General features: G+C 73.5%; 21 protein-coding genes. 12 read left to right on the top strand and 9 right to left on the bottom strand.

Translation table 11 applies throughout. The features are described 5' to 3' along the window. Positions 1-48 precede the first annotated feature (48 nt). Together GA0070608_RS05355 and GA0070608_RS05350 are read right to left on the bottom strand one after the other, a co-directional pair. Positions 49-1,086 carry a hypothetical protein gene (locus GA0070608_RS05355; protein WP_245715704.1) on the bottom strand — a complete coding sequence of 346 codons (1,038 nt, stop codon included), beginning with the start codon at positions 1,084-1,086 and terminating at the stop codon, positions 49-51. Positions 1,087-1,200: 114 nt separating this feature from the next. After that, on the bottom strand, positions 1,201-1,689 hold the full coding sequence (locus GA0070608_RS05350) for a hypothetical protein (protein WP_091622682.1): 489 nt from the start codon (positions 1,687-1,689) through the stop codon (positions 1,201-1,203). Between the two features lie 281 nt (positions 1,690-1,970). Here GA0070608_RS05350 and GA0070608_RS05345 point away from each other — a divergent pair, with 281 nt between their 5' ends. Further along, on the top strand, positions 1,971-3,011 hold the full coding sequence (locus GA0070608_RS05345) for a S66 family peptidase (protein ID WP_091622679.1): 1,041 nt from the start codon (positions 1,971-1,973) through the stop codon (positions 3,009-3,011). Between the two features lie 184 nt (positions 3,012-3,195). On the opposite strand, the gene GA0070608_RS05340 is transcribed toward GA0070608_RS05345, so the two are convergent. Next, positions 3,196-4,116: a DUF559 domain-containing protein gene (locus tag GA0070608_RS05340; RefSeq protein ID WP_091622676.1), complete on the bottom strand. Its 921-nt coding sequence runs from the start codon at positions 4,114-4,116 to the stop codon at positions 3,196-3,198. A gap of 191 nt (positions 4,117-4,307) precedes the next feature. After that, a complete protein-coding gene (locus GA0070608_RS05335; protein ID WP_091622672.1) occupies positions 4,308-5,252 on the bottom strand; it encodes a cyclase family protein in 945 nt (314 codons plus the stop codon). Between the two features lie 286 nt (positions 5,253-5,538). Here GA0070608_RS05335 and mfd point away from each other — a divergent pair, with 286 nt between their 5' ends. The 4 genes from mfd (at position 5,539) to GA0070608_RS05315 (ending at position 12,778) form a co-directional block, all read left to right on the top strand. Further along, positions 5,539-9,201 (top strand): transcription-repair coupling factor, encoded by a 3,663-nt coding sequence (gene mfd / locus GA0070608_RS05330; protein WP_091622668.1) that lies wholly within the window; start codon positions 5,539-5,541, stop codon positions 9,199-9,201. Positions 9,202-9,395: 194 nt separating this feature from the next. Beyond that, positions 9,396-10,175, top strand: coding sequence for a hypothetical protein (locus GA0070608_RS05325; RefSeq protein WP_091634332.1), 780 nt, complete (start codon positions 9,396-9,398; stop codon positions 10,173-10,175). A 2-nt stretch (positions 10,176-10,177) separates the two neighbouring features. Then, positions 10,178-11,149 carry a nucleoside triphosphate pyrophosphohydrolase gene (locus GA0070608_RS05320; protein WP_091622663.1) on the top strand — a complete coding sequence of 324 codons (972 nt, stop codon included), beginning with the start codon at positions 10,178-10,180 and terminating at the stop codon, positions 11,147-11,149. A gap of 9 nt (positions 11,150-11,158) precedes the next feature. Then, a complete protein-coding gene (locus GA0070608_RS05315; RefSeq protein WP_091622659.1) occupies positions 11,159-12,778 on the top strand; it encodes a DUF885 domain-containing protein in 1,620 nt (539 codons plus the stop codon). 52 nt (positions 12,779-12,830) lie between these two features. Here GA0070608_RS05315 and GA0070608_RS05310 read toward each other — a convergent pair whose 3' ends face one another. Next, positions 12,831-13,646: an NAD(+) diphosphatase gene (locus GA0070608_RS05310; protein ID WP_245715703.1), complete on the bottom strand. Its 816-nt coding sequence runs from the start codon at positions 13,644-13,646 to the stop codon at positions 12,831-12,833. A gap of 20 nt (positions 13,647-13,666) precedes the next feature. After that, positions 13,667-14,356, bottom strand: a complete 690-nt coding sequence (locus GA0070608_RS05305) for a hypothetical protein (RefSeq protein ID WP_091622652.1) — start codon at positions 14,354-14,356, stop codon at positions 13,667-13,669. Between the two features lie 233 nt (positions 14,357-14,589). Between GA0070608_RS05305 and eno the strand changes: the two genes are divergently transcribed. Genes eno through GA0070608_RS05285 form a run of 4 tightly spaced genes read left to right on the top strand, consistent with a single transcriptional unit; the run spans position 14,590 to position 17,669 of the window. Continuing rightward, positions 14,590-15,873, top strand: coding sequence for a phosphopyruvate hydratase (eno, locus tag GA0070608_RS05300; RefSeq protein ID WP_091622649.1), 1,284 nt, complete (start codon positions 14,590-14,592; stop codon positions 15,871-15,873). A 32-nt stretch (positions 15,874-15,905) separates the two neighbouring features. Then, a complete protein-coding gene (locus tag GA0070608_RS05295; RefSeq protein ID WP_091622644.1) occupies positions 15,906-16,538 on the top strand; it encodes an FtsB family cell division protein in 633 nt (210 codons plus the stop codon). 34 nt (positions 16,539-16,572) lie between these two features. Continuing rightward, on the top strand, positions 16,573-17,130 hold the full coding sequence (locus tag GA0070608_RS05290; RefSeq protein ID WP_091634329.1) for a DUF501 domain-containing protein: 558 nt from the start codon (positions 16,573-16,575) through the stop codon (positions 17,128-17,130). A 2-nt stretch (positions 17,131-17,132) separates the two neighbouring features. Next, a complete protein-coding gene (locus tag GA0070608_RS05285; RefSeq protein WP_091634325.1) occupies positions 17,133-17,669 on the top strand; it encodes an amino-acid N-acetyltransferase in 537 nt (178 codons plus the stop codon). A gap of 46 nt (positions 17,670-17,715) precedes the next feature. Here GA0070608_RS05285 and GA0070608_RS05280 read toward each other — a convergent pair whose 3' ends face one another. Then, positions 17,716-18,615, bottom strand: coding sequence for a CE1 family esterase (locus tag GA0070608_RS05280; RefSeq protein ID WP_245715702.1), 900 nt, complete (start codon positions 18,613-18,615; stop codon positions 17,716-17,718). Positions 18,616-18,711: 96 nt separating this feature from the next. On the opposite strand from GA0070608_RS05280, the gene GA0070608_RS05275 reads away from it, so the two are divergent. Together GA0070608_RS05275 and GA0070608_RS05270 are read left to right on the top strand one after the other, a co-directional pair. Beyond that, on the top strand, positions 18,712-19,704 hold the full coding sequence (locus GA0070608_RS05275; RefSeq protein WP_091622638.1) for an ArsR/SmtB family transcription factor: 993 nt from the start codon (positions 18,712-18,714) through the stop codon (positions 19,702-19,704). 27 nt (positions 19,705-19,731) lie between these two features. Beyond that, positions 19,732-20,670, top strand: coding sequence for a Ppx/GppA phosphatase family protein (locus GA0070608_RS05270; protein ID WP_176733935.1), 939 nt, complete (start codon positions 19,732-19,734; stop codon positions 20,668-20,670). Positions 20,671-20,751: 81 nt separating this feature from the next. Here GA0070608_RS05270 and GA0070608_RS05265 read toward each other — a convergent pair whose 3' ends face one another. After that, the gene (locus GA0070608_RS05265) at positions 20,752-20,958 is read right to left on the bottom strand and encodes a DUF397 domain-containing protein (protein WP_091622629.1); all 207 of its coding nucleotides are present in this window, start codon (positions 20,956-20,958) and stop codon (positions 20,752-20,754) included. Beyond that, the gene (locus GA0070608_RS05260) at positions 20,949-21,758 is read right to left on the bottom strand and encodes a helix-turn-helix domain-containing protein (RefSeq protein WP_091622624.1); all 810 of its coding nucleotides are present in this window, start codon (positions 21,756-21,758) and stop codon (positions 20,949-20,951) included. The genes GA0070608_RS05265 and GA0070608_RS05260 overlap by 10 nt, the downstream gene beginning before the upstream one ends. Positions 21,759-21,910: 152 nt before the next feature. Here GA0070608_RS05260 and GA0070608_RS05255 point away from each other — a divergent pair, with 152 nt between their 5' ends. Next, positions 21,911-22,210, top strand: a complete 300-nt coding sequence (locus GA0070608_RS05255; RefSeq protein ID WP_091622620.1) for a hypothetical protein — start codon at positions 21,911-21,913, stop codon at positions 22,208-22,210. Positions 22,211-22,279: the final 69 nt, after the last annotated feature.

The following is a 22,279-nucleotide window of genomic DNA, read 5'->3' as shown; positions in this document are numbered from 1 at the left end:
GGACCCTTGCAATCACCCGCGGTACAGGAAGGAGTCATTCCTGCCACCTCAGCCGGCGGTCGGCGAATCTGTGCTGGTAGGGGCGGGTGGCGGGCGGCGGGCGGCCCGGCGACCGGCGTGGAACAGGGTGGCGCTGAGCACACCCACCACGCCCAGCGCCGTCCAGATGGTGAGCCCGGTGGCCGGCCAGCCGGACGACCGGCGGTCGAAGTAGATGACGGATTTGAGCAGGTCGGTGGCGAGCCCCGGCACGTTCCACAGGTGCATTCCGCGCAGCCAGGTGGGAAGGAACTCGGGGGCGTAGATGCCGCCGGAGCCGGGGTTGCCGAGCACCACCAGCAGCAGGATCACCAGCCCGGTGCCGAACAGCCCCAGCCAGGCCTGCACCGCCGAGGCGATCATCGCCGCCGCGAACACCGCCAGCGCCCCGGTTGCGCCGATGCCGACCAGGTCGTGGTCCCAGACGTCCAGGACCGGCCCGACCACGACCGCGCCGACGGCCCCGAGCACCAGGCTGTAGACGGCGAGCGCGGCGATCCGCAGCCCGGCGCGGCGGAGACTGCGCGGGGCCGTGCCGTTGCCCAGGCCGAGGACGGTGGCGGCGAGGTATCCGCCCAGCACGTACCCGACGGCCAGGTAGAACGGCACGAGCCCGCGCGGGTCGGTCGGCGCCACCGGCACCTCGTCGGTGATCCGCAACGGCATCTCCGCCTGTCGGGCGGCGCTGCCGAGCACCTGGATGACGACGTCGGTCGCGGCGGGCGCGGCGGCGCTGGCGGTGGTCAGGACCAGCCCGCCCTCGGTGGTGCTGGCGAGCACCCCGTACACCTCGCGGTTGCGCAGGCCGTCGGCGGCGGCGTCCGGGTCGCCGTAGTCGACATCTTCGAGGATGTCGGTCTGGTTCCGTACGGCGGCGAGGACGGCCTGCGCCTTCTGGTCGCCGCTCACCACGCCGACCGGCACGTCGCGGGGCGTGGGCCGGTGCAGCGCGCCGACGTACGCGGCGATGAACGCGGTGGCGAGCACCAGGGTGCCGAGCAGCAGTGCGGCGGTGCGCGGAGGCCTGTCGCGCATCTCCTGGTCCACACCGTCAGCCTAGGGTGCCTCGCGCCCGGTATGTGGCGTTTCCCGGCCCGGTCCGGGCGGGGCCGCCCGTGCCCTGCCGGTCGGGAGGTCCGGCGGTGGTCCGCGCCCCGCGGGTCAGTTGATCTGGCAGCGGCCCGCGCTGTAGTGGGCGACCGCCGACATGATCTCCGCCTCGGGCCGGTCGGCGAAGTTGAGCGTGGCGGCCAGCCCGGAGCCGTAGAAGGCGTTCAGCGTCGCGCTGTCCACCGCCGTGAACACCCCGAGGCGCTGGAGCACCCGCGAGTCGCGTGCCTTGACCACCAGCATCTTCTCCAGGCTCCACCGGCGGCGGGAGATCTGCGCGACGCCCTCCCAGGGCAGCCAGATCGCCTGGCCCCGGGTCGGCCGGGTGCGGATCCAGAGCCCGGCTGGACCGAGCGCCAGAACCGGACCGCCGGAGCCGATCAGCCAGAGCTGGATTCCCAGCGGCAGGCCGATCAGGGCCAGCAGGCAGGCCACCACGCCGAGGATGCCGACGACCGCCTGGGAGCGCATCTCCGGGTCCGCCGAGTTCACCATGCCGAGGCCGGCGCAGAAGGCGATCGGGAGGATGAGGACCAGCATGATCCCTATGGACACCAGTCCGCGTTTCGCGAGACCGGGGCGTACCACGTAGGGCTGGTCCTCCGGGACGCGCCTGGCCACCGGCGCTGGCCGCGAGGGGTGTCCTGCCCACGGGTGGCCGGGCGGCGGGGCGCCGTGGAAGGGCTGCGGCGGAGGTCCGGCCGGGGTGGTCACGAGGGCTCCAGGTTCTCGATCAACTTCAGGGAGCCCAGGATAGGTGGCTCCCACCAGCGGTTCGGTGGGCCGGGAAAACCGGTTGGGCGGGCCGGTAGCGTCCGATCATGACCTCACCGATGTATCCCCCCAAGCCCCGACCGGGAGACCGGGTCGCGGTCGTCTCGCCCTCCGCCGGCCTGCCCGCTCTCTTCCCCCACGTGTACGAGCTGGGGCTGCGCCGACTGCGCGAGGAGTTCGGCCTGGAGCCGGTGGAGTATCCGACCACCCGGGTGCTCGGTGCCGACCCCCGTGACCGGGCCCGGGACCTGACCGCGGCCTTCGCCGACCCGACGATCACGGCCGTGCTCGCCACGGTGGGCGGGGACGACCTGATCACGGTCACCCCGCACCTGGACGACGCCGTACTGCGGGCCAATCCGAAGCCGTACTTCGGCTGCTCCGACAACATAAACGTCCTCAACCACCTGTACCGGCTGGGCGTCGTGGCGTACCACGGCGGGTCGGTGCTGGTGCACCTCGGCCGGCCGGGTCGGCCGCACCCGCTGACCTTCGACTCGCTGCGCGCCGCCCTCTTCACCTCCGGCTGGTACGACCTCAGGCCCGCGCCGGAGTGGGGCGACCAGCCCGGCGACTGGCGGGACCCGGCGTCACTGGCGGTCGAGCCGGAGATGTTCCCGGGGGAGGGCTGGCGCTGGCAGGGGCCGTCGACGATGGTCGAGGGGCGCACCTGGGGCGGCAACCTGGAGATCCTGCACTGGCTGATGGCGACCGACCGGGTGCCCTCCGCAGGGGAACTGGCCGGGTCGGTGCTGATGGTCGAGACCTCGGAGGAACTGCCGTCCGCCACCGAGGTGTTCCGGATCCTGCGCAACATGGGGGAGCGGGGGCTGCTCGCGGGCTTCCCGGCGGTCCTCGTCGGCCGGGCGAAGGCGTGGGACTTCGACCGGCCGCACACCCCCGACGAGCGGCGGGACTGGGCGGACGCGCAGCGGGAGGCGGTCACCCGGGTGCTCGCCGCCTACAACCCGGACGCGGTGGTGGTCTTCGACGTCGACTTCGGCCACACCGACCCGCAGCTGATCCTCCCGTACGGCGGCACCGCCCGGATCAACGCGGCGACCCAGCACATCTCAGTCCGCTACTGACCCCGCTCCTCCTAGCGAGCGCCCAGGCTCCTCCCGCACGAGCGCTCCAGCTCCTCCCGCACGAGCGCCGCAGCCCCGCTCGCACGAGCGCCCCCGGCAGCCCAACGGCAATGCCGCACGAGCGCCCCGGTGATCAGGACGCCATGGACGTTACCCGGCTGTTTTAGGGTCCATGGCGTCCTGATCACCTGACTGGGTCGTGGCGTTCGTGGATTGCGTCAGTGACCAGGCGGACAATTCGGGCAGGGTGTCGCAGTACGTCGTCCGCCGTGAAGCGCAGCACCAACCAGCCCGCCGCGCGTAGTGCGTTCAGTCGAGCGACATCGCGCTGGAAGTGCGTGCGCTCCCGGTGGTGGTCACCCTCGTACTCGATGGCGATCCGCCACCGCGGGTAGGCGAGGTCGACGCGGCCGAGGAAGATGCGTCCTCGCTGCGCGTGGGCACCATGGACGTCGTGTTGCGCGGTCAGGGGCGGCAGGCCGGCGTCGTGCAGGACGAGCCGGAGCCGGGTCTCCATCGGCGACTCGCTCAGCGGCTCGGCCAGCGTGAGCACCTCGCGCAGTTGGGTGGTGCCGGGCCAGCCGTTGTGCGTGTCCAGGTAGCTGCCCAACGCGGGGAGCTTGACCACCCGCCGATGCAGCAGCGCGTCCACCGCGACCAGTGAGTCTGTCCGGGGCAACTGCCGCCCGAGGTCGAAGGCCGTGCGGACACCGGTGGTGACCGGCAAGCCGGTGAACCGGGTGATCTCCTGGGCGGAGAGCGACCGTTGGTTGACCGACACCCGTTGGGTGGAGCGTCGGCGGGCCGCCCCCGGAAGCGTGACGACGACCGGGCTCGCGCGTGGGAGAAGATCGACGCCCCACAGAAACGCCGCACTGAGGCCGCTGATGGCGGCCCCCGTCGGCAGGGTCAGGGCAACGGCGTCGCACCACATCCGGTGGTCGTTCTCACGGTAACCGTCGACGTGGACGTAGATGTCGGGCAGCAGCCGACGCCAGGACGGCCCACGAAGCATCCGCCACGTGACCAGGCCAGCGGCGACGGCCTGACTGCCGGAGAACGGGAGGAATGCCAACCCGCTGGGGGTGTGTGGTTCCCGTGGCATTCCGACAGCTTCCCGCCATGGACCGGTCGCGCGCTGCCCCGAGGGTTCGCGGCGCTGCCTCCGGTAGCAGCGTGGTGCGGAGAATGTCAGCCGGGTTTGTGACCGTGCCCGTCGTCGCCGATGCTCGACGTGAGCGCCATGCAGCTAATTTCAGCAGTTCGAAGTCCGTGGTTTCGGCTGCCGGCGGCCGATCAAGCGGTGTCGAGGACGGCGAAGGCGCGGACGGGGAAGGTGCCCATGCCGGCAACCCGGGGCGGGGCGGCGGTGAACCGGAAGCCCTCCGGGGGCAGCGCGTCGAGGCCGGTCAGGTGCTCCACGATCGGGACGCCGGCGGCCAGCAGCGTGCTGTGTGCCGGTCGCTCGCCGGCGGCTGCCGGGCTCATGTCGTCGATGTTGATGGAGTCGGTGCCGACCAGGGCGGCGCCCGCCTCGACCAGGGCCCGGGCGCCGTTCCCGGTGAGGTGGGGCGCTTCCGGGGCGCCGTACCGGTCGGTGCCGAAGTGCGCGTCCCAGCCGGTGTGCAGCAGCACCGCCCGCCCGGTGACGTCGTACGGGGCCAGCATCAGCCGGTCGATCGCGCGGGTGCCGGCCGGTACCCGGACCACGATGCCGGGCAGGTCGGCGAGGCGGTCCAGTGGCGTGCCGGCGAGGTCGGCGCCGCCAGCGAAGCGGTGCGCGGGAGTGTCCAGGTACGTGCCGGTGTTGGCGATCATGTCGATCCGCCCCACCTGGAACTCGGTGCCCGGGGCGTAGTTCGCCCGGGACGCCTCGCGGGTCAGCCACTCGGTGATCCGCGGGGCCGGCCAGCCCGGCAGGGTGATCATCCCGTCGGCCACCACGTGGCTCAGCTCGACCAGCCGCCGCCCGGTCCCGCCGTCCGGCCCGGTCCCGCCGGCCAGGCCGTCCGGGCCGGCCAGGCCCCGGCCGCCCTTGTGCGGCTCATGGAGGACCGTCTTGTCGCTGATTCGCACCTCGGCCACCATCAGCAGCCCGAGGTGCCGGACGAACAGCGCCGCCAGTTCGGCGTCGCCGATCTCCCGACCGGGGATGTCGAGCCGGAAACCGTCGGTCCGCAGCCCGCCGCCGTTGGCGAAGATGACCTCCGCGTCAAACTGTGCCCGCCACTGTCCGGTCATCGTCGAAGCCGACCACGCCGCCGCCGCCCCGGTCAAGATCCGATTCCGCGCCGCCGCCCCGGTCAGTCCGGTTCGCGCCGCCGCCCCGGTGAAGATCCGGTTCCGCCCGGCGCCGCCCCGGTGAAGATCCGGTTCCGCGCGCCGCCGCCGTCGGCTCTGCGGCCTTATTGTCCCCGCCGCGAGATAGGCTGGCGGGCGTGCACCCCCCGTCCGACGGACGCGGGGCTTCTGTCGTGCTGCGGCGCCGCCGTGTGCCGAGCCGGCGATCCCACGGGAAGTGATTGACATGCTCACCGGTCTGTTCTCCGCCGCCCTGGCCGACCCGGGGCTGGCTCGGGCGCGTGACCTGGCGCGCTCCGGTGCCGCGCAGGTCGACGGGCTCGACATCACCGCGCCGCCCGCGCTGCGCCCGTTCGCGGTCGCCGCAGTCGCGGCCGACCAGGCCGATGGGGCCGCCCAGGCCGGCGGGACCGGCGGCGGCGCGGGTCGTCCGGTGCTTGCCGTGACCGCCACCACCCGGGAGGCCGACGACCTGGCCGCCGCGCTGGGCAGTCTGCTCCCGCCCGAGCAGGTGACGGTCTTCCCGTCCTGGGAGACGTTGCCGCACGAGCGGCTGTCGCCCCGTTCCGACACGGTCGGCCGGCGGCTGGCCGTGCTGCGTCGGCTGGCGCACCCGGCCTCGGCCGACGCGCACGGTCGCACCGGCCCGCTGCGGGTGGTCGTGGCGCCCGTCCGGTCGCTCCTGCAACCGCAGCTCAAAGGGCTCGGCGACCTGGAGCCGGTGCAGCTCGCCGCCGGGGGAGAGGCCGACCTGGAGGAGGTCGCCCGCCAGCTGACCGACATGGCGTACGCGCGGGTCGACCTGGTCACCAAGCGGGGCGAGTTCGCCGTGCGCGGCGGCATCCTCGACATTTTCCCGCCCACCGACGAGCACCCGTCCCGGGTCGAGTTCTGGGGTGACGAGGTGGAGGAGATCCGCACCTTCGCCGTCGCCGACCAGCGCACCATCGAGCAGGTACCGCAGTTGTGGGCGCCGCCGTGCCGGGAGCTGCTGCTCACCCCGTCGGTGCGCAAGCGGGCCGCCGCCCTCGCCGAGGAGCACCCGGAGCTGGCCGAGATCCTCGACAAGCTGGCCGAGGGCATCCCGGTGGAGGGGATGGAGTCTCTCGCCCCGGCGCTGATCGGCGCCGACTCGATGGAGTTGCTGCTGGACGCCATGCCGGCCGGCACCCACGTGCTGCTCTGCGACCCGGAGCGGATCCGCACCCGGGCGCACGACCTGGTGCGTACCTCCGACGAGTTCCTCCAGGCGAGCTGGGCCGCCGCCGCCGTCGGTGGCCAGGCCCCGGTCGACCTCGGCGCTGCCGCCTTCCGGACCCTGGCCGACGTACGCGCAGTGGCGGCGAAGCTGCGCCAGCCCTGGTGGACGCTGTCGCCGTTCGGCCTGGTGGAGGCGGACGCCGTCCCGTCCCGGCAGCCCTGGGAGGACGCGCCGGAGACGTTCGACGTCACCCCCGACGACGCGATAGCGGTGACCCTGGCCGCGCAGCCGGCCCCGCTCTACCACGGCGAGACCGCCCGGGTGGTCGACGACCTGACGCGTTGGGTGGGCGAGGGCTGGTCGGTCGCGCTGGTCTTCGAGGGGCACGGCCCCGCCCAGCGGGCGGTCGAGGTGCTCCGCGACGCGGGCCTCGGCGCGCGGCTGACCGAGGAGATCCCGACCGCGCCCGCCCCCGGCGAGGTGCTGGTCGCCTGCGGCAGCCTGACCGGCGGCTTCGTCGACGAGGCGTCCCGGTTCGTGCTGCTCACCGGCAACGACGTCACCGGCGGGCGGGGCACCTCCACCCGCGACATGCGCAAGATGCCGAGCCGGCGGCGCAACACCATCGACCCGCTGGAGCTGAAGGCCGGCGACCACGTCGTGCACGAGCAGCACGGCATCGGCCGCTACGTCGAGCTGGTGCAGCGCACCGTCAACGGGGCCTCCCGGGAATACCTGGTCATCGAGTACGCCGCGAGCAAGCGTGGCCAGCCCGCCGACCGGCTCTTCGTCCCCACCGACCAGCTCGACCAGCTTTCCCGCTACGTCGGCGGCGAGCAGCCCACCCTGCACAAGATGGGCGGCTCGGACTGGCAGAAGTCCAAGGCCCGGGCCCGCAAGGCGGTCAAGGAGATCGCCGCCCAGCTCATCCAGCTCTACGCCGCCCGCAAGGCGTCGAAGGGGCACAACTTCGGCCCCGACACGCCGTGGCAGCGGGAGCTGGAGGACGCCTTCCCGTGGCAGGAGACGCCGGACCAGCTCGCCGCCATCGAGGAGGTCAAGCGGGACATGGAGCAGACCGTCCCGATGGACCGGCTGATCTGTGGCGACGTCGGCTACGGCAAGACCGAGATCGCGGTCCGGGCGGCGTTCAAGGCGGTGCAGGACGGCAAGCAGGTGGCGGTGCTGGTGCCCACCACGCTGCTGGTGCAGCAGCACTACAACACCTTCGCCGAGCGGATGAGCCAGTTCCCGGTGACCATCAAGCAGCTCTCCCGCTTCCAGACGCCGAAGGAGGCCGAGCAGACCCTGGAGATGGCCGGCGCGGGCACCGCCGACATCGTCATCGGCACCCACCGGCTGCTCCAGGCGGCCACCCGGTTCAAGTCGCTCGGCCTGGTCGTCGTCGACGAGGAACAGCGCTTCGGGGTCGAGCACAAGGAGCACCTGAAGACGATGCGCGCCTCGGTCGACGTGCTGAGCATGTCGGCCACCCCGATCCCGCGCACCCTGGAGATGGCGATCACCGGCATCCGGGAGATGTCCACCATCGCCACCCCGCCCGAGGAGCGGCACCCGGTGCTCACCTTCGTCGGGGCGCACGACGAACGGCAGGTGGCCGCCTCCATCCACCGCGAGCTGCTCCGCGACGGGCAGGTCTTCTACCTGCACAACCGGGTCGAGTCGATCGACCGGACGGCCCGCAAGCTCCGCGAGCTGGTGCCCGAGGCGCGGGTCGCGGTGGCGCACGGCCAGATGGGCGAGGATGCCCTGGAGAAGGTCATGGTCGGCTTCTGGGAGAAGGAGTTCGACGTCCTGGTCTGCACCACGATCGTGGAGTCCGGTATCGACATCCCGAACGCCAACACCCTGATCGTGGAGCGGGCCGACCTGCTCGGCCTGGCCCAGCTGCACCAGATCCGCGGCCGGGTCGGCCGGGGCCGGGAGCGGGCGTACGCGTACTTCCTCTACCCGCCGGAGAAGCCGCTCACCGAGCACGCCCACGAGCGGCTGGCCACCATCGCCCAGCACACCGAGCTGGGCGCGGGCATGTACGTGGCGATGAAGGACCTGGAGATCCGGGGTGCCGGCAACCTGCTCGGCGGCGAACAGTCCGGGCACATCGAGGGCGTCGGCTTCGACCTGTACGTGCGGATGGTCGGCGAGGCGGTCTCCGCGTTCAAGGGCGAGCGTCCCGAGGAGGAGACCGAGGTCAAGGTCGACCTGCCGGTCGACGCGCACCTGCCGCACGACTACATCGGCGTGGAACGGCTGCGCCTGGAGATGTACCGCAAGCTCGCCGAGTCGCGCGAGGAGGAGCGGCTGCGCGAGGTGGTCGCCGAGATGACCGACCGGTACGGTGAGCCGCCCGCCCCGGTGCAGAACCTGGTCGCGGTGGCCCGGTTCCGGCTGCTGGCCCGCCGCTACGGCCTGACCGACGTCTCCATGCAGGGCAAGCACCTCCGGTTCGGCCCGTTGCCGCTGCCCGACTCGAGGCAGCTGCGGCTCAAGCGCTACCACCCGGACTCGGTCTACAAGCAGGCCCTCGACCAGGTCAGCGTGCCCCGCCCGAGCACCCGGCGGCTGGGCGGCGAGCCGCTGCGCGACCAGGCCCTGCTGGAGTGGTGCGCCCAACTGCTGAAGGACGTGTTGGGCGAGCCGGCCGTGGCGGGAGCCTCCGCCCGGTGAGCGGGAGGTCAGTGAGCGGGATGCCTGTGAGCGGGAGGTCCGTGAGCGGGATACCTGTGAGCGGGAGCCCGATCAGCGGGAGGTCCGTGGGTCGGGGACCGGCGGGCAGCGGACCCGTCGGCGCAGGACCGGCGGGCGGGGGGACCGGTGGGCGGCGTCACGCGCATCCCGGGCGGCATGAGAGAGTGGCCGTCATGCGTGCTCGCCGTCTTGTCGCCGTCGCCAGCGTGGCGCTCGGCCTCGTCGCTCTCTCCGGTTGCCGTGCCGAGCCCGGTGTCGCCGCCTACGTCGGCGACCTGCGGATCACCGAGGACGCCGTCACCGGGGTCATGGACGACCTGCGGACGAAGAACCCGACGCCCACCGCGGCGCCCGAGGGGCAGCCCCCGGCACAGGTGCCGCAGCCGCCCGACCGCGGCCAGGTCGTCAGCGTGCTGGTGCTGTCCGAGGTCTGCGAGCGGGTCTCCGCGGAGAAGAACTACCAGCCGCGCGGGCAGGTGGCGCCGGAACAGGTCGCCCAGCAGCTCGGCCTGTCGTCCGACACCGGCTACGTGCGCCAGACGGCCGCGCTCTACAGCTGCCTGTCGGGGGTGCCGGCCGGGGCGCCGGTCGCGCCGACCGCGCAGGAGTTGGCGGACGTGCTGGCGGCGGGCCGCAAGGCGGGTGCCATCCCGGCCGACGTGACCGACGAGGCGGCTGCCGGCCAGCTCGACGGTGAGCAGCTGCGCACCGCGCTGGCCACCCGCAAGTCGCTGGCCGATGCGGTCGCCGCGTACGACGTGACGGTCAACCCCCGCTACCGCCCGCTGGAGTTCCCGGTGCTGAGCTTCTCCGGCGACGCGCCGGCGGTGAGCGTGCCGCTGGGCGAGGCCGGTTCCGACGCGGTCACCGACGTCTCCACCCCGGATCCGCTGCCCACCGCCGGGCCGCAGGCGGCTGGCGGACCGCAGGCGCCTGGCGGGACCGACAGCTGAGCATGCCGGCCCGGATCGTCCTGCTCGTCACCTCGCCCCGGCTGCCGGCCGGGCTGCTGACCGCCGCCGCCTGGGACGTCGTACGCCGGCATCCGGTGCTGGTGGGAGCGGAGAGCGAGCTGACGACGGCGGTCCGGGTGGCGGGCGGCGAGGTCACGGTGGTCGACGGCCGGGCCACCCAGGCGCTGCTCGACGCGGCGGCGGCGCACGGCGTCGCGGTCTGGCTGGCCGGCCCGGCCGGCGACGAGTCGCTGGCCCGGGAGCTGGGCCTGCGGCTGGCCCGCGAGCCCGGCCTGGCCGAGCTGGAGCTGATGTACGGCTCCTGGGATCCCCCGGGCGCCCGGCTGCTCGACGCGGTGGCGGTGATGGACCGGCTGGCCTCGCCGGGCGGCGACCCGTGGAAGCGGGCGCAGACGCACCGCAGCCTCGCCGGCTTCCTGCTGGAGGAGTGCTACGAGGCGTACGACGCGATCAGCGCCGGGGACACCGACGCGCTGCGCGAGGAGCTGGGCGACGTGCTGCTCCAGGTGGTGCTGCACGCCCGGCTCGCCGAGGAGCTGCCCGAGGAGCAGCGGTGGACCGTCGACGACGTGGCCGGAGAGCTGGTCGACAAGATGGTTCGGCGCAACCCGCACGTCTTCGCCGACGCCGAGGCCGGCACCCTGGAGGAGATCGAGGCCAGCTGGGAGCGGATCAAGCGGGCCGAGAAGGCACGTGACTCGGTGCTGGACGGCATCGCGCTGAGCCAGCCCGCCCTCGCCCTGGCCGCCAAGATCCTGGAGCGCGCCGGCCGGGTCGGCCTGGCCGTCCCGCCGCCCCTCGCGGAGTCCCAGGTGGACCCGGAGGCGAGGCTCGGCGCGGGCCTGCTCGCCACGGTCGCGGCGGCCCGCGAGGCAGGCCTGGACCCGGAGGCCGCCCTACGCCGCGCCGCCCTCGCCTACGCCGACGCCGTCAGGACGGCCGAACGCCGGTAGGGTCGGCGGGTGGAATCGTTTGTGCCGCTCGCGGAGCGGATCGTCGACGCGTTGCTGGAGAGCCGGCCGGGGCTCGCGACCTCCACCGGCGACCACCGGTACGACGACCGGCTGCCGGACCTCTCCGCCGAGGCGGTCACGGCCGACCAGGCCATGCTCAAGGAGGCCGCGGACGCGCTCGCCGAGCTCGACCCGGACGCCCTGGACGTCGAGCAGCGCGTCGACCACACGCTGCTCACCTCGTTCGTGGACCGGGCCCTCTTCGAGGGCAGTGACATCCGCGCGCACGAGTGGGATCCGCTGCGGCACAACCCGGGGCCGCTGCTACACGCGCTGCTCGCCCGCCCGTACGCCCCGGTCGAGGTCCGGCTGACCAGCCTGGCCGGCCGGCTCGCCGCCGTACCGGACGCGCTGGCGACCGCGCGTGCGACGCTGCGCGACATGCCGCGGATCCACGCCGAGACGGCGGTCGGGCAGTTCACCGGCGCGGCGGCACTGGTCCGCGACGAGGTGCCGGCGCTGCTCGCGCAGGCCCCCGCCCTCTACGACCGGGTCGAGCCGGCGGCCACGGCGGCGATCGCGGCGCTGGAGGAGTTCGTCGCGTGGCTGCGTCAGGGTCTGGCCGCCGACGCCGGCCCGGGGCGGGACCCGCGGCTGGGCCGCCGCCGCTGGGAGGCGCGGCTCTGGCACACCCTCGACACCGAGCTGGGCGCCGCCGAGATCCAGCGGCGGGCCTGGGCCAACCTGGACCGGGTCGGCGAGGAGATCCGCGCGGCGGCCGTCGAGCTGGTCGGCGGCCCGGCCGACGACGAGACGGTACGCCGGGCGCTGGCCCTGCTGGCCGCCGAGCACCCCGACGACCACACCATCGTGGATCTCGCCTCGGTCACCCTGGACGAGGCGACCGACTTCGTACGCGCCCACGACCTGGTCACCCTGGTCGACGACCCGTGCGTGATCCAGGAGATGCCCCAGTTCGCCCGGGGCGTGGCAGTCGCCTACTGCGACTCGCCCGGCCCGCTGGAGACGGCGGACGTGCCGACCTTCTACTGCATCGCACCCACCCCGGCGGACTGGCCCGCGCACCGGGTCGAGTCGTTCTACCGGGAATACAACGACCACATGATCCGCAATCTGACCGTGCACGAGGCGATGCCGGGACACTTCCTCCAGCTCGCGCACGCCCGCCGGCACGTCGGCCCCACCCGGGTCCGGGCGCTGACCGAGTCGGGGCCCTTCATCGAGGGCTGGGCGGTCTACACGGAGGAGCTGATGGTCGGCCTCGGCTTCGGCGGCCTGCCGGTGCGGTTGCAGCAGCTCAAGATGCAGCTCCGGATGACCATCAACGCGCTGCTGGACCAGCTCGTGCACTGCGAGGAACTGCCGGAGGCCGAGGCGATGGCGCTGATGACCGGGCGGGGCTTCCAGGAGGAGGGCGAGGCGGCCGGCAAGTGGCGGCGCGCGCTGCTCACCTCGACGCAGCTCTCGACGTATTTCGTCGGCTACAGCGAGGTGGCCGGGATCGCCGCCGCCCGCCCGGCCGGCGTGTCGGTGCGCGACTGGCACGACGCGATGCTCGCCCACAACTGCCCGCCGCCACGCCACCTCCGCACCCTGCTCGGCGTGTAAGGAAGGGCCCCTTCCTGACGGTGTCACGGGCCCCTTCCTGACACCGTCGGGCTCACCGTCGCGCGGCGGTCACCGTCGCGTCGATCAGCCAGCGCGAGATGGAGTACGCGGGCGGCAGTTCCGCCGGCAGCCCGTCGAGTGGGAACCAGCGCGCCTCGGCCACTTCCCGCCCGTCGACCACCGGTTCGGCACCGGGGTCGGCGGCGGTGGCGGTGAAGCCGGTGAGCAGCACGCCGGGGCCGGACAACGCCCAGGGCTGGCTGCCGAAGTAGGTCAGCCCGTCGAGGGCGAGCCCGACCTCCTCGCCGACCTCGCGGCGGGCGGCGGCCTCCAGTGTCTCGCCGCCCTCGACGAACCCGGCGACCAGCGCCCACAGCCCCGTCGGCCCGTACGAGTGCCGGACCAGCAGCAGTTCGTCGGGGCGGCCGGCCGGCCCGGGGCGGGTGATCGCCACCAGCACGGCGGCGGAGAGCCGCAGCGGCACGTACAGGTCGCAGCCGGGGCAGCGCCGGGCCGACTCCCCGGGCACGTCGGCCAGTTCGGCCCGGCAGGCCCCGCACCAGCGGTGGGTACGCCGCCAGGTGACCACCGCCAGCGCGCGGCCGGCCAGGGTGGCGAGTGGTTCGGGCACCTCGGCGGCGAGCGACGCCCAGCCGCGCCAGCGGCCCGGCAGGTCCTGCGCACCGGCGGGCTCGGTGGCCCAGGCGGGTACGCCGTCCAGGGTGCCCAGCGGCACCCAGTCGGTGTCGGCGGGCAGGTCGGCGACCCGCAGCACGGCGCCGTCGTCGGCGGTCAGCAGCTTGTTTCCGGCCACCGGGAGGGCGAGGTCGGCGGGCGCGGGGGCGGCGCTCCGGTCGGCCCCGGGCACGAACCCGCCAGGGTCGGTCACTAGCTGGCCGGGCGGCGGTCGACGACGCCGGCGTGGGGCGGAAGGTCGAACGCCGTGCCGTCGACCGTCGCGCGGTAGCGGCTCAGCGCCAGCTCGACCTGGCTGCCGTCGACCTTGCCGGTGAAGCTGCCCAGCGCACCCTCGGTGGTCACGCAGGCGGTGAAGTCGCCGGCGGACCGGTCCACCTCGATGCAGGTGGCGTGGTGGCCGGCGAGGGTGGTGTCGCTCTGGGCGATCACCGCGTCCGGGTCCAGCGCGGCGGCGGTGAGCAGCCCCACGACGATCGGCGGTGTGACCAGGCCGTGCCGCTTGGCCTCGGCGAACATGGTCACTGTGGGTTTCGCGTTGGGCGCGGGCGGGGCCTCCAGGGTGCAGGTCGCGCGGCCGGCGGCGGTCTCGCAGCGGGTCGTCGCCTCCGGGGTGACGGTGAGTTTGCCGCCGGGCCAGGTGTACGCGGAGCGGGCCGGCTCCTGAGCCTGGGCGATGGTGGCGGTCTGCCCGCCGGCGAGCTGGTAGTCGGCGGAGTACGTCAACTCCAGTGCCTGGTCGAGGCGGGCAGCCATGTCGTTCACCAGGTCGGCCCGCCCGATCGCCCGGCCGGCGTCGTCGAGGGTCTGACATCCGGTCACCGTGAGCGACGCGATGACCGACACGGCGAGCATGCGGAGGGTGGTCGAGGCGGCGGGCATGCCGACCAGCCTGGCCGATCGGGTCAACCGCGCGCAAACCCGTTGCCGGTTGAGGCACGAGAATCCGGGAATGTCCGTGTAAAGCACTGCCCGGAGGCCGGTTTCGGGCCGGGCTGGCGTACGACCGGACCGCCCGCCTCCGAGCGTCGCCCGATACGCTGCGTTCAACAACTGCCTCAGCCGCACCGTCGCGGCCCACACCGGACCGGTACACACAAACGAGGAGCGACTCAGTGGCAACCATCGAAGGAATCGTCGCGCGGGAGATTCTGGACTCGCGGGGCAACCCGACCGTCGAGGTCGAGGTCGGGCTCGACGACGGCACGATCGCCCGGGCGGCGGTGCCCTCCGGCGCCTCCACGGGCGCCTTCGAGGCGATCGAACTGCGCGACGGTGACGCCGACCGCTACCAGGGCAAGGGTGTCGAGAAGGCGGTCTCGAACATCGAGGACAAGATCGTCGACGAGCTGATCGGCTACGAGGCCAGCGAGCAGCGGCTGATCGACCAGAAGATGCTCGACGTCGACGGCACCGACAGCAAGTCCGAGCTGGGCGCGAACGCCATCCTCGGCGTCTCCCTGGCGGTCGCCAAGGCGGCGGCCGGCAGCGCCGAGCTGAGCCTCTTCCGCTACCTGGGTGGCCCGAACGCGCACCTGCTGCCCGTACCGATGATGAACATCCTCAACGGTGGCGCGCACGCGGACTCGAACGTCGACGTCCAGGAGTTCATGATCGCGCCGATCGGCGCCCCCAGCTTCCGCGAGGCGCTGCGCTCCGGCGCGGAGGTCTACCACGCGCTGAAGTCGGTGCTGAAGAAGAAGGGCCTCTCCACCGGCCTCGGTGACGAGGGCGGCTTCGCGCCGAACCTGCCCACCAACGCCGCCGCCCTGGACCTGATCGCCGAGGCGGTCGAGAAGGCCGGCTACCGGCTCGGCACCGACATCGTCTTCGCGCTCGACGTGGCCGCCACGGAGTTCTTCGACAACGGCACCTACACCTTCGAGGGCACCGCGAAGACCGCCGAGGACATGAGCAACTACTACACCAAGCTCGCCGGCGACTACCCGATCGTGTCGATCGAGGACCCGCTGGCCGAGGACGACTGGACCGGCTGGCAGACGCTGACCGCCTCGATCGGCGACCGCGTCCAGATCGTCGGCGACGACCTGTTCGTCACCAACCCGCAGCGGATCGCCCGCGGCATCGCTGAGAAGGCCGCCAACGCGGTCCTGGTCAAGGTCAACCAGATCGGTTCGCTGACCGAGACCCTGGACGCGGTGGACCTGGCCCACCGGGCCGGCTTCAAGTGCATGATGAGCCACCGCTCCGGCGAGACCGAGGACACCACCATCGCCGACCTGGCGGTGGCCACGGGCTGCGGCCAGATCAAGACCGGTGCCCCGGCCCGTTCGGACCGGGTCGCGAAGTACAACCAGCTCCTGCGGATCGAGGAGGAGTTGGCCGACGCGGCGCGGTACGCCGGGGCGGGCGCCTTCCCGCGCTACCGTTCCGCCTGAGACACCCGAGGCCTCGGGGGAGGGGTGTGACGATGCAGCAGCGCCGCACACCGGGCGGCCAGCGTCCCGCCCGCCGGCCGACCGGCCGGCCGGGCGGGGCCCGGGGCGCCCGGACATCGGTCCGTGAGGGCGGCGTCCGCGCCGAGCCGCGGGCCACCGCCGGTCGCGCGCCGGGGGCGACCCGGGGGGCGGAGGGCGTACGCTCCGCGAACCGGCCCGCCGCGGCCCGTCGTACGGCCGCCGGCACCGTCAAGCGGCTCTCCGCACCCCGCTCCCGGGGCCTCACCGGGCGGGCCACCGTGCTCTTCGCGGTGCTGATCGCGCTCGCCCTGGCCTACACCTACCCGGTACGGGTCTACCTGGACCAGCAGACCGACATCGAGCGGATGGAAGCCGCCCAGGCCGACCAGCGGAAGGCGATCGAGGAACTCTCCGAGAGAGCCGCCAAGTGGCAGGACCCGGAATACATCAAGATCCAGGCCAGGGAGCGGTTCTTCATGGGCCCGCCGGGCGAGACGCTGCTGGTGGTGCTCTCCGACCCGGAGGGCGCCGCCCGCGACGCCGGCTCGTCGACGCCCCCGTCGACGCCCGCCGAGCCCGCTTCCTGGTATGACACCCTCTGGTCGAGCGTGCGGGCCGCCAACGGCGAGCACTCCGACAAGTGAGCGACACCCGAGCAGCGAACGAGAGATGGGCACCGTGACTGTCGTACCACCGCAGGAGCCGGCGGCGGATTCCGTACCCCCGCCGCAGCGGGAACCGGCCACCGAGGCCGACCTGGCCGCGGTGGCCGCGCAGCTCGGACGCCCGCCCCGGGGCACCCGGGCCGTCGCCCACCGCTGCCCCTGTGGCCTGCCCGACGTGGTGGAGACGACCCCGCGCCTGGCCGACGGCACCCCCTTCCCGACGCTGTTCTACCTGACCTGCCCCCGGGCGACGGCGGCGTGCAGCCGGCTGGAGTCGGCGGGGCTGATGAAGGAGATGGCGGACCGGCTGGCCGCCGACCCGGATCTCGCCGCGCGCTACCGCGCCGCGCACGAGGACTACCTGGCCCGCCGGGACGCGGTCGGCGAGGTGCCGGAGATCGCCGGTATCTCCGCCGGCGGGATGCCCGGCCGGGTCAAGTGCCTGCACGTGCACCTCGGGCACGCGCTCGGGGCCGGGCCGGGGGTGAACCCGTTCGGCGACGAGACGCTGGAACTGGTGGAGAAGTGGTGGGCGGCGGGGCCCTGCGTGGACGTGCCGGCGGCGGACTGACCATGGCGGGCGCGGACCGGGCCGGGGCGGGGGCCGACGAGATCATGGTGCGGCGGGCCCGCACCTCGGACGTGCGTGGCATCCGAGGGCTGGTCGACACCTACACCGACGACCGGCGGCTGCTCAGCAAGGCCACCGTCACCCTCTACGAGCACGTGCAGGAGTTCCGGGTCGCGGTACGCGCCGGCGACGGCGCGGTGGTCGGCTGCGGCGCGCTGCACGTGATGTGGGAGGACCTGGCCGAGATCCGGACGGTGGCGGTCGACCCGTCCTGCCGGGGGCGCAAGCTGGGCCACCGGATCGTCGGGGAGCTGATCGACGGCGCCCGCGAGGTGGGGGTGTCCCGGATCTTCGTGCTCACCTTCGAGACCCGGTTCTTCGCCTCGTTCGGGTTCACCGAGATAGACGGGGCACCCGTGCCGCAGCCGGTCTACGAGCAGCTGCTGCGCTCCTACGACGAGGGCGTCGCCGAGTTCCTGGACCTGGAACGGGTCAAGCCGAACACCCTCGGCAACACCCGGATGCTGTTGCGTCTCTGACCGGGCTGGCACCGGGCACCATGGCCTGTGCCGGCGCCCGCGACACTCAGCTCCGGCGCGGGTGGGCGGCGAAGAAGTCCCAGACGAGTTGGGTGGCGACGAGCCCCGCGTCCGGGGCGGCCAGTTCGCCGGTCGGCGCTCCGGGCCAGGAGTGGCCCATGTTCGCCACGGTGTAGACGGTCACGTCGCTGCCGTCGCCGCACCGCGCGTCGGTGCGGGTGACGCCGGGCGCGCCCGCCTGCGCCCTGCCGGTCGCCGGTGTGCAGCCCAGCCGCCGCTGCCAGGTCCGTACGCCCTCGGTGAAGGTCTCGGCGTAGCGGTCCTGCCCGCCGATGAACGTGATCACCGACACCGGTCGCCGGGGCACGTAAGTCTCGGCGGCCGTCCGGGGGCCGCTGTAGCCACCGCTGACCACGCCGATCGCCGCGAAGAGCCCCTCGGTCTCGACGGCTGCCCGGAAGCTCATGTCCCCGCCGTTGGAGATCCCGGTGAGGTAGACCCGGTCCGGGTCGGCCCGCCACGTCCGCACGAGGTGGGCGGTGAGGTCCTTGAGGAAGCCGACGTCGTCGGTCGTCCCGCAGCAGATCAGCGCGTTGAAGCCGCCGTTCTGCCCGTCCGGGTAGGCGACCAGGAAGTTCTCCCGGTCGGCCACGGCGTCCAGCCCCACCATCTCCCGCAGCCGGGCGCCGCTGCCGGGATAGAAGTGCAGGGCGATCACCAGCGCGGTGGGCCGGGTGGGGTCGTATCCGGGCGGTGCGTGTAGCAGGTAGCGGCGGTCGGCCCCGCCATGCGACAGGGTGAGTTGGTGGTCGCCGGCGGCAGGGCGTTCGACGGCCCCCGAAGGCGACGGGGCCGGCGTGACACGGGTCTGACCCCTGTCCCCACCACACGCCGTCGCGACGACGGTGAGCAGCACCCCCGTCAGCACCGCCACCGTCCGTCGCACGCCCCGCCTCCTCCGTGACCCACGGCCCACACTGGATCGGCCGGCCCGTGCGGGGCAACCCTTTCGGTCCAGGCCGAAGGGAGGCAGTCTGCTGGCATGCTTCGTCTCCGCCTGGGGCCGGCGGACCTGTGCCGGGTCCGCTTCACCGCCGGCCTGCACCCGGTGGGCACGGCCCTGCTGGCCTGTCAGGTGCTGTACGACGCGGAGACGGCCCGGATGGCGCCGGGCCCCGCAGCGGGCGCGGCGGCGGCGACGGGGCGGGCCCGGTCCGCCGCCTCGGTGCTGCGGCACCTGCTGCCCGTACGCGGGCGCCTGCCGGACTTCCTCACCCCGCTGGACGGCATGGAGTCGGTCGCAGCCGGTCTGGAGGCGATCCGGGCCGTCCCCGTCCAGCGGGTCCGGGCGGAGGTCGCCACCGCGTACGCCCAACTGCCCGCGACGCCGCTGCGAAGGCGGTTCGCCGAGGCCGACGGGGAGACGATGAGCCTGTTCGGCCGGGCCCTGGACACCTGGCACGACGCGGTGCTCGCGCCGCACTGGGCCGACCTGACGGACGCGCACCGGCACCAGGTGGCCGAGGCGACCGGGCACCTCGCGGCACACGGGTTGGACGGTCTGCTGAACGCGTTGCACCCGGCGATCCGGTGGGAGGCGCCGACGCTGACGGTGCGGACGTGGTGGAGCGCGACGATGTCCGGCACCGGGCACGGCCTCCTCCTGCTGCCCTCCCCGCTGGCCGGCCCGCATCCCCGGGTGTTGGTGGAGCCGGGTCGGCCGGTGCTGGTGGTGTATCCCGCGCCGATGCCGCGCCGGGTCGAGGCGAGCGCCACCGATCCGCTCGGCCGGCTGCTGGGGGCCACCCGGGCGGCGGTGCTGCGCCGGCTCGCCCGCCCCGGCCGGCACACCACCACGGCGCTCGGCCGGGCCGTCGGGATCAGCGTCTCCTCGGCGTCCGAGCACGCCGGGGCGTTGCGGGCGGCCGGCCTGGTCAGCAGCGTCCGCGACGGCGGGGCGGTGCTGCACCGGTTGACGCCGCTCGGCACCGACCTGCTGGGCCACGACGACGTCCCGCCGGCCGGTCGCGCCTGACGTAGGGTTGCTGCCGTGACGACGCGTGTGGCCGCCATCGACTGCGGGACCAACTCGATCCGACTGCTGGTCGCCGACCTGCCCGACCCCTCGGCGGGTCCGCAGGCGCCGCTGGTCGACCTGAGCCGGCGGATGGAGATCGTCCGACTCGGCCAGGGCGTCGACCGGACGGGCCGGCTGGCCCCGGAGGCGATCGAACGCACCCGGGTCGCGCTGGCCTCCTACGCTGCCGAGATCGAGAAGCTGGGCGCGGAGCGGGTCCGGATGTGCGCCACGTCGGCGTCCCGGGACGCCTCCAACGCCGCCGAGTTCCGCGAGATGGTCGAGCGGACCCTCGGGGTGGCGCCCGAGGTGGTGACCGGCGACGAGGAGGCGCGGCTCTCCTTCACCGGCGCGGTGCGCGGGCTGCCGGCCGACGCACGCGAGCCGTACCTGGTCGTCGACATCGGTGGCGGCTCGACCGAGTTCGTCGTGGGCACCCGCGCGGGCGGCGTCGAGGCGGCCATCTCGATGGACATCGGCTGCGTCCGGATGACTGAGCGGCATCTGCACGGCGACCCGCCGGGCATGGGTGAGGTGGCTGCCGCGCAGGCCGACATCGCGGTCGCGGTGGACCGGGCCCTGGAGGCCGTGCCGGGCCGGCAGGCCGCCACGCTGGTCGGGCTCGCCGGGTCGGTCACCACCGTGGTCGCGATCGCCCAGGGCCTCCAGGAGTACGACCCGGACCGCATCCACCACGCCCGGGTGTCGTACGACGCGGTGGCCGACGTGACCGCCGACCTGCTCGGTAAGACCAGGGAGCAGCGGCTGGCGATCCCGGTGATGCACCCGGGCCGGGCGGACGTCATCGGGGCGGGTGCCCTGGTGCTCCGAGTGATCATGGAGCGGGCCGGGATGGATTCGGTGGTCGCCTCCGAGCACGACATCCTCGACGGCATCGCCTGGAGCCTCGCGACGGGCGGCTGAGCCGGCGGCGCGGATTTTCGCCCGCGAGGTGGTCGCCCGCGATGCCGAGGTGCCGGAATCGCGCGCGGGGCTTCGCGGGCTCTACGGCTGACCGGGTGTCGTGCCGTTCGCGACGCCGCTGACGAAGTGGGACCAGGCGGCCGGGCCGAAGGAGAGCAGGGGGCCCGAGCGGTCCTTGCTGTCGCGGACCAGCACCACGCCGGGCAGGTTGTCGGCGACCTCCACGCACGAGGCGCCGCCGTTTCCGCTGCGGGTGGACTTGCGCCACCGGGCGTCGATCAGCTCCATGTCTTCGCCACTTCCTGCATCAGCGCCAGCGACTGCCGCCGGGACAGCGCCTCTGAGCGGACACTTTCCCACCTGCGGTGCAGGCTGGCAATCTCCTCGGCGCGGTCGAGCACCTGGGCCCGTAGCGGGCTGTCGAGGTGCGCCACCCAACCCCCGTCGTCGTACCCGGCCAGGATGAACGGCCCGGCCATACCGGCGTGCACGCCCACCTCGGCCGGGATCACATGCAGGTGGACGTGCGGGCGGGCCGCGAGTTCGATCAGGTGGTCGACCTGCTCGCTCATTACCCCGAAACGGTCCGCCACCGGGCGGCGAAGGATCATCTCGTCAATCACCGCGACCAGTTGTGGCGGCTGGGCGCGGTCGAGGATCTGCTGTCGTTGAAGTCGTGCCGCAACCCGCTCCTCGACCTCGGCGTCGGGTACCAGGCCCCCGTCCTGAAGGACGACGCGGGCGTACTCCTCCGTCTGGAGGAGGCCGGGCAGCACCGAGATCTCGAACCACCACAGCGTGGCCGCCTCCTGCTCCACCGCCACCCAGGGCCGGAACCAGGCCGGCGCGGTCTCCAGGCTGACCAGCGGCAGGATCCGCCCGAGCAAACCGCCGCTCTCCAACGCCTCGTCCGCGCGGCGGACGAAGTCGAGCGAGGGCGTACGCCGGCCGATCTCCACCATCCCGACGAGCGAGCCGGAGTAGTTGATCAGTCGGGCCAGTTCCTCCTGGCTGAGCCCGCGCTCGACGCGCAGTCGTCGTAGCTCGCCGGCCAGCAGGTCCAGCGTCGACAGTTGCGATCCGGTCATCACACCTCGCTCACCAGGTCTCACGCGACGGGCCGCGCGGGCCACCGTCGGCCGGTGCCCCTCGCGCGACTTCCGACCGTAGTCGAGTGGTCACGAGGATGGGGTGACGGTGGGCCCACAGTGCCCTCACAACCCGAGCGAGGAGCGATGACGTGGCGATCCGACGTGTCCACCCGGGATGGTGCGCACCCGAGAGCGGGTGCGCGGCCAGCGCGCTGCACCTGTCCCGCCTGCGGCCGGCGGCGCCGCGTGGCGACGAGGTGATCCAGGTGCGCGCCGGGCTCTGGCAGATGGACGTCGGGCGGCTCAGCCCGTCCGGTGTGCTGCTGGAGTTGTCCGCCGGCGACGACCCGGAGCGTTGGCCGATCGACCTGGTGCAGGCTCGCGTGCTGGTGCACGTACTGCGGGATCTGCTGCGGGTCGCGGACGACGCGGCGCGGCGGGCGGCCTGATCCGGCACCCGTTCCTCGTGCCCGCTGTCGTCCACGACTGACACCGGACGGCAGCCGCGTACGTGAGTC

This window comes from Micromonospora peucetia, from assembly GCF_900091625.1.
Taxonomy (GTDB): domain Bacteria; phylum Actinomycetota; class Actinomycetes; order Mycobacteriales; family Micromonosporaceae; genus Micromonospora; species Micromonospora peucetia.
This window is presented reverse-complemented; position numbering and strand designations above follow the sequence as displayed.

What these genes read in the sequence shown, in the direction of transcription:
- GA0070608_RS05345 (WP_091622679.1), top strand. Translation starts at nt 1,971, where the DNA reads ATGACCTCACCGATGTATCCCCCCAAGCCCCGACCGGGAGACCGGGTC.
- GA0070608_RS05325 (WP_091634332.1), top strand. Translation starts at nt 9,396, where the DNA reads ATGCGTGCTCGCCGTCTTGTCGCCGTCGCCAGCGTGGCGCTCGGCCTC.
- GA0070608_RS05320 (WP_091622663.1), top strand. Translation starts at nt 10,178, where the DNA reads ATGCCGGCCCGGATCGTCCTGCTCGTCACCTCGCCCCGGCTGCCGGCC.
- GA0070608_RS05265 (WP_091622629.1), bottom strand. Translation starts at nt 20,958, where the DNA reads ATGGAGCTGATCGACGCCCGGTGGCGCAAGTCCACCCGCAGCGGAAAC.
- GA0070608_RS05260 (WP_091622624.1), bottom strand. Translation starts at nt 21,758, where the DNA reads ATGACCGGATCGCAACTGTCGACGCTGGACCTGCTGGCCGGCGAGCTA.
- GA0070608_RS05295 (WP_091622644.1), top strand. Translation starts at nt 15,906, where the DNA reads ATGCAGCAGCGCCGCACACCGGGCGGCCAGCGTCCCGCCCGCCGGCCG.
- GA0070608_RS05335 (WP_091622672.1), bottom strand. Translation starts at nt 5,252, where the DNA reads ATGACCGGACAGTGGCGGGCACAGTTTGACGCGGAGGTCATCTTCGCC.
- GA0070608_RS05350 (WP_091622682.1), bottom strand. Translation starts at nt 1,689, where the DNA reads ATGCTGGTCCTCATCCTCCCGATCGCCTTCTGCGCCGGCCTCGGCATG.
- GA0070608_RS05285 (WP_091634325.1), top strand. Translation starts at nt 17,133, where the DNA reads ATGGCGGGCGCGGACCGGGCCGGGGCGGGGGCCGACGAGATCATGGTG.
- GA0070608_RS05340 (WP_091622676.1), bottom strand. Translation starts at nt 4,116, where the DNA reads ATGCCACGGGAACCACACACCCCCAGCGGGTTGGCATTCCTCCCGTTC.
- mfd (WP_091622668.1), top strand. Translation starts at nt 5,539, where the DNA reads ATGCTCACCGGTCTGTTCTCCGCCGCCCTGGCCGACCCGGGGCTGGCT.
- GA0070608_RS05275 (WP_091622638.1), top strand. Translation starts at nt 18,712, where the DNA reads ATGCTTCGTCTCCGCCTGGGGCCGGCGGACCTGTGCCGGGTCCGCTTC.
- GA0070608_RS05305 (WP_091622652.1), bottom strand. Translation starts at nt 14,356, where the DNA reads ATGCCCGCCGCCTCGACCACCCTCCGCATGCTCGCCGTGTCGGTCATC.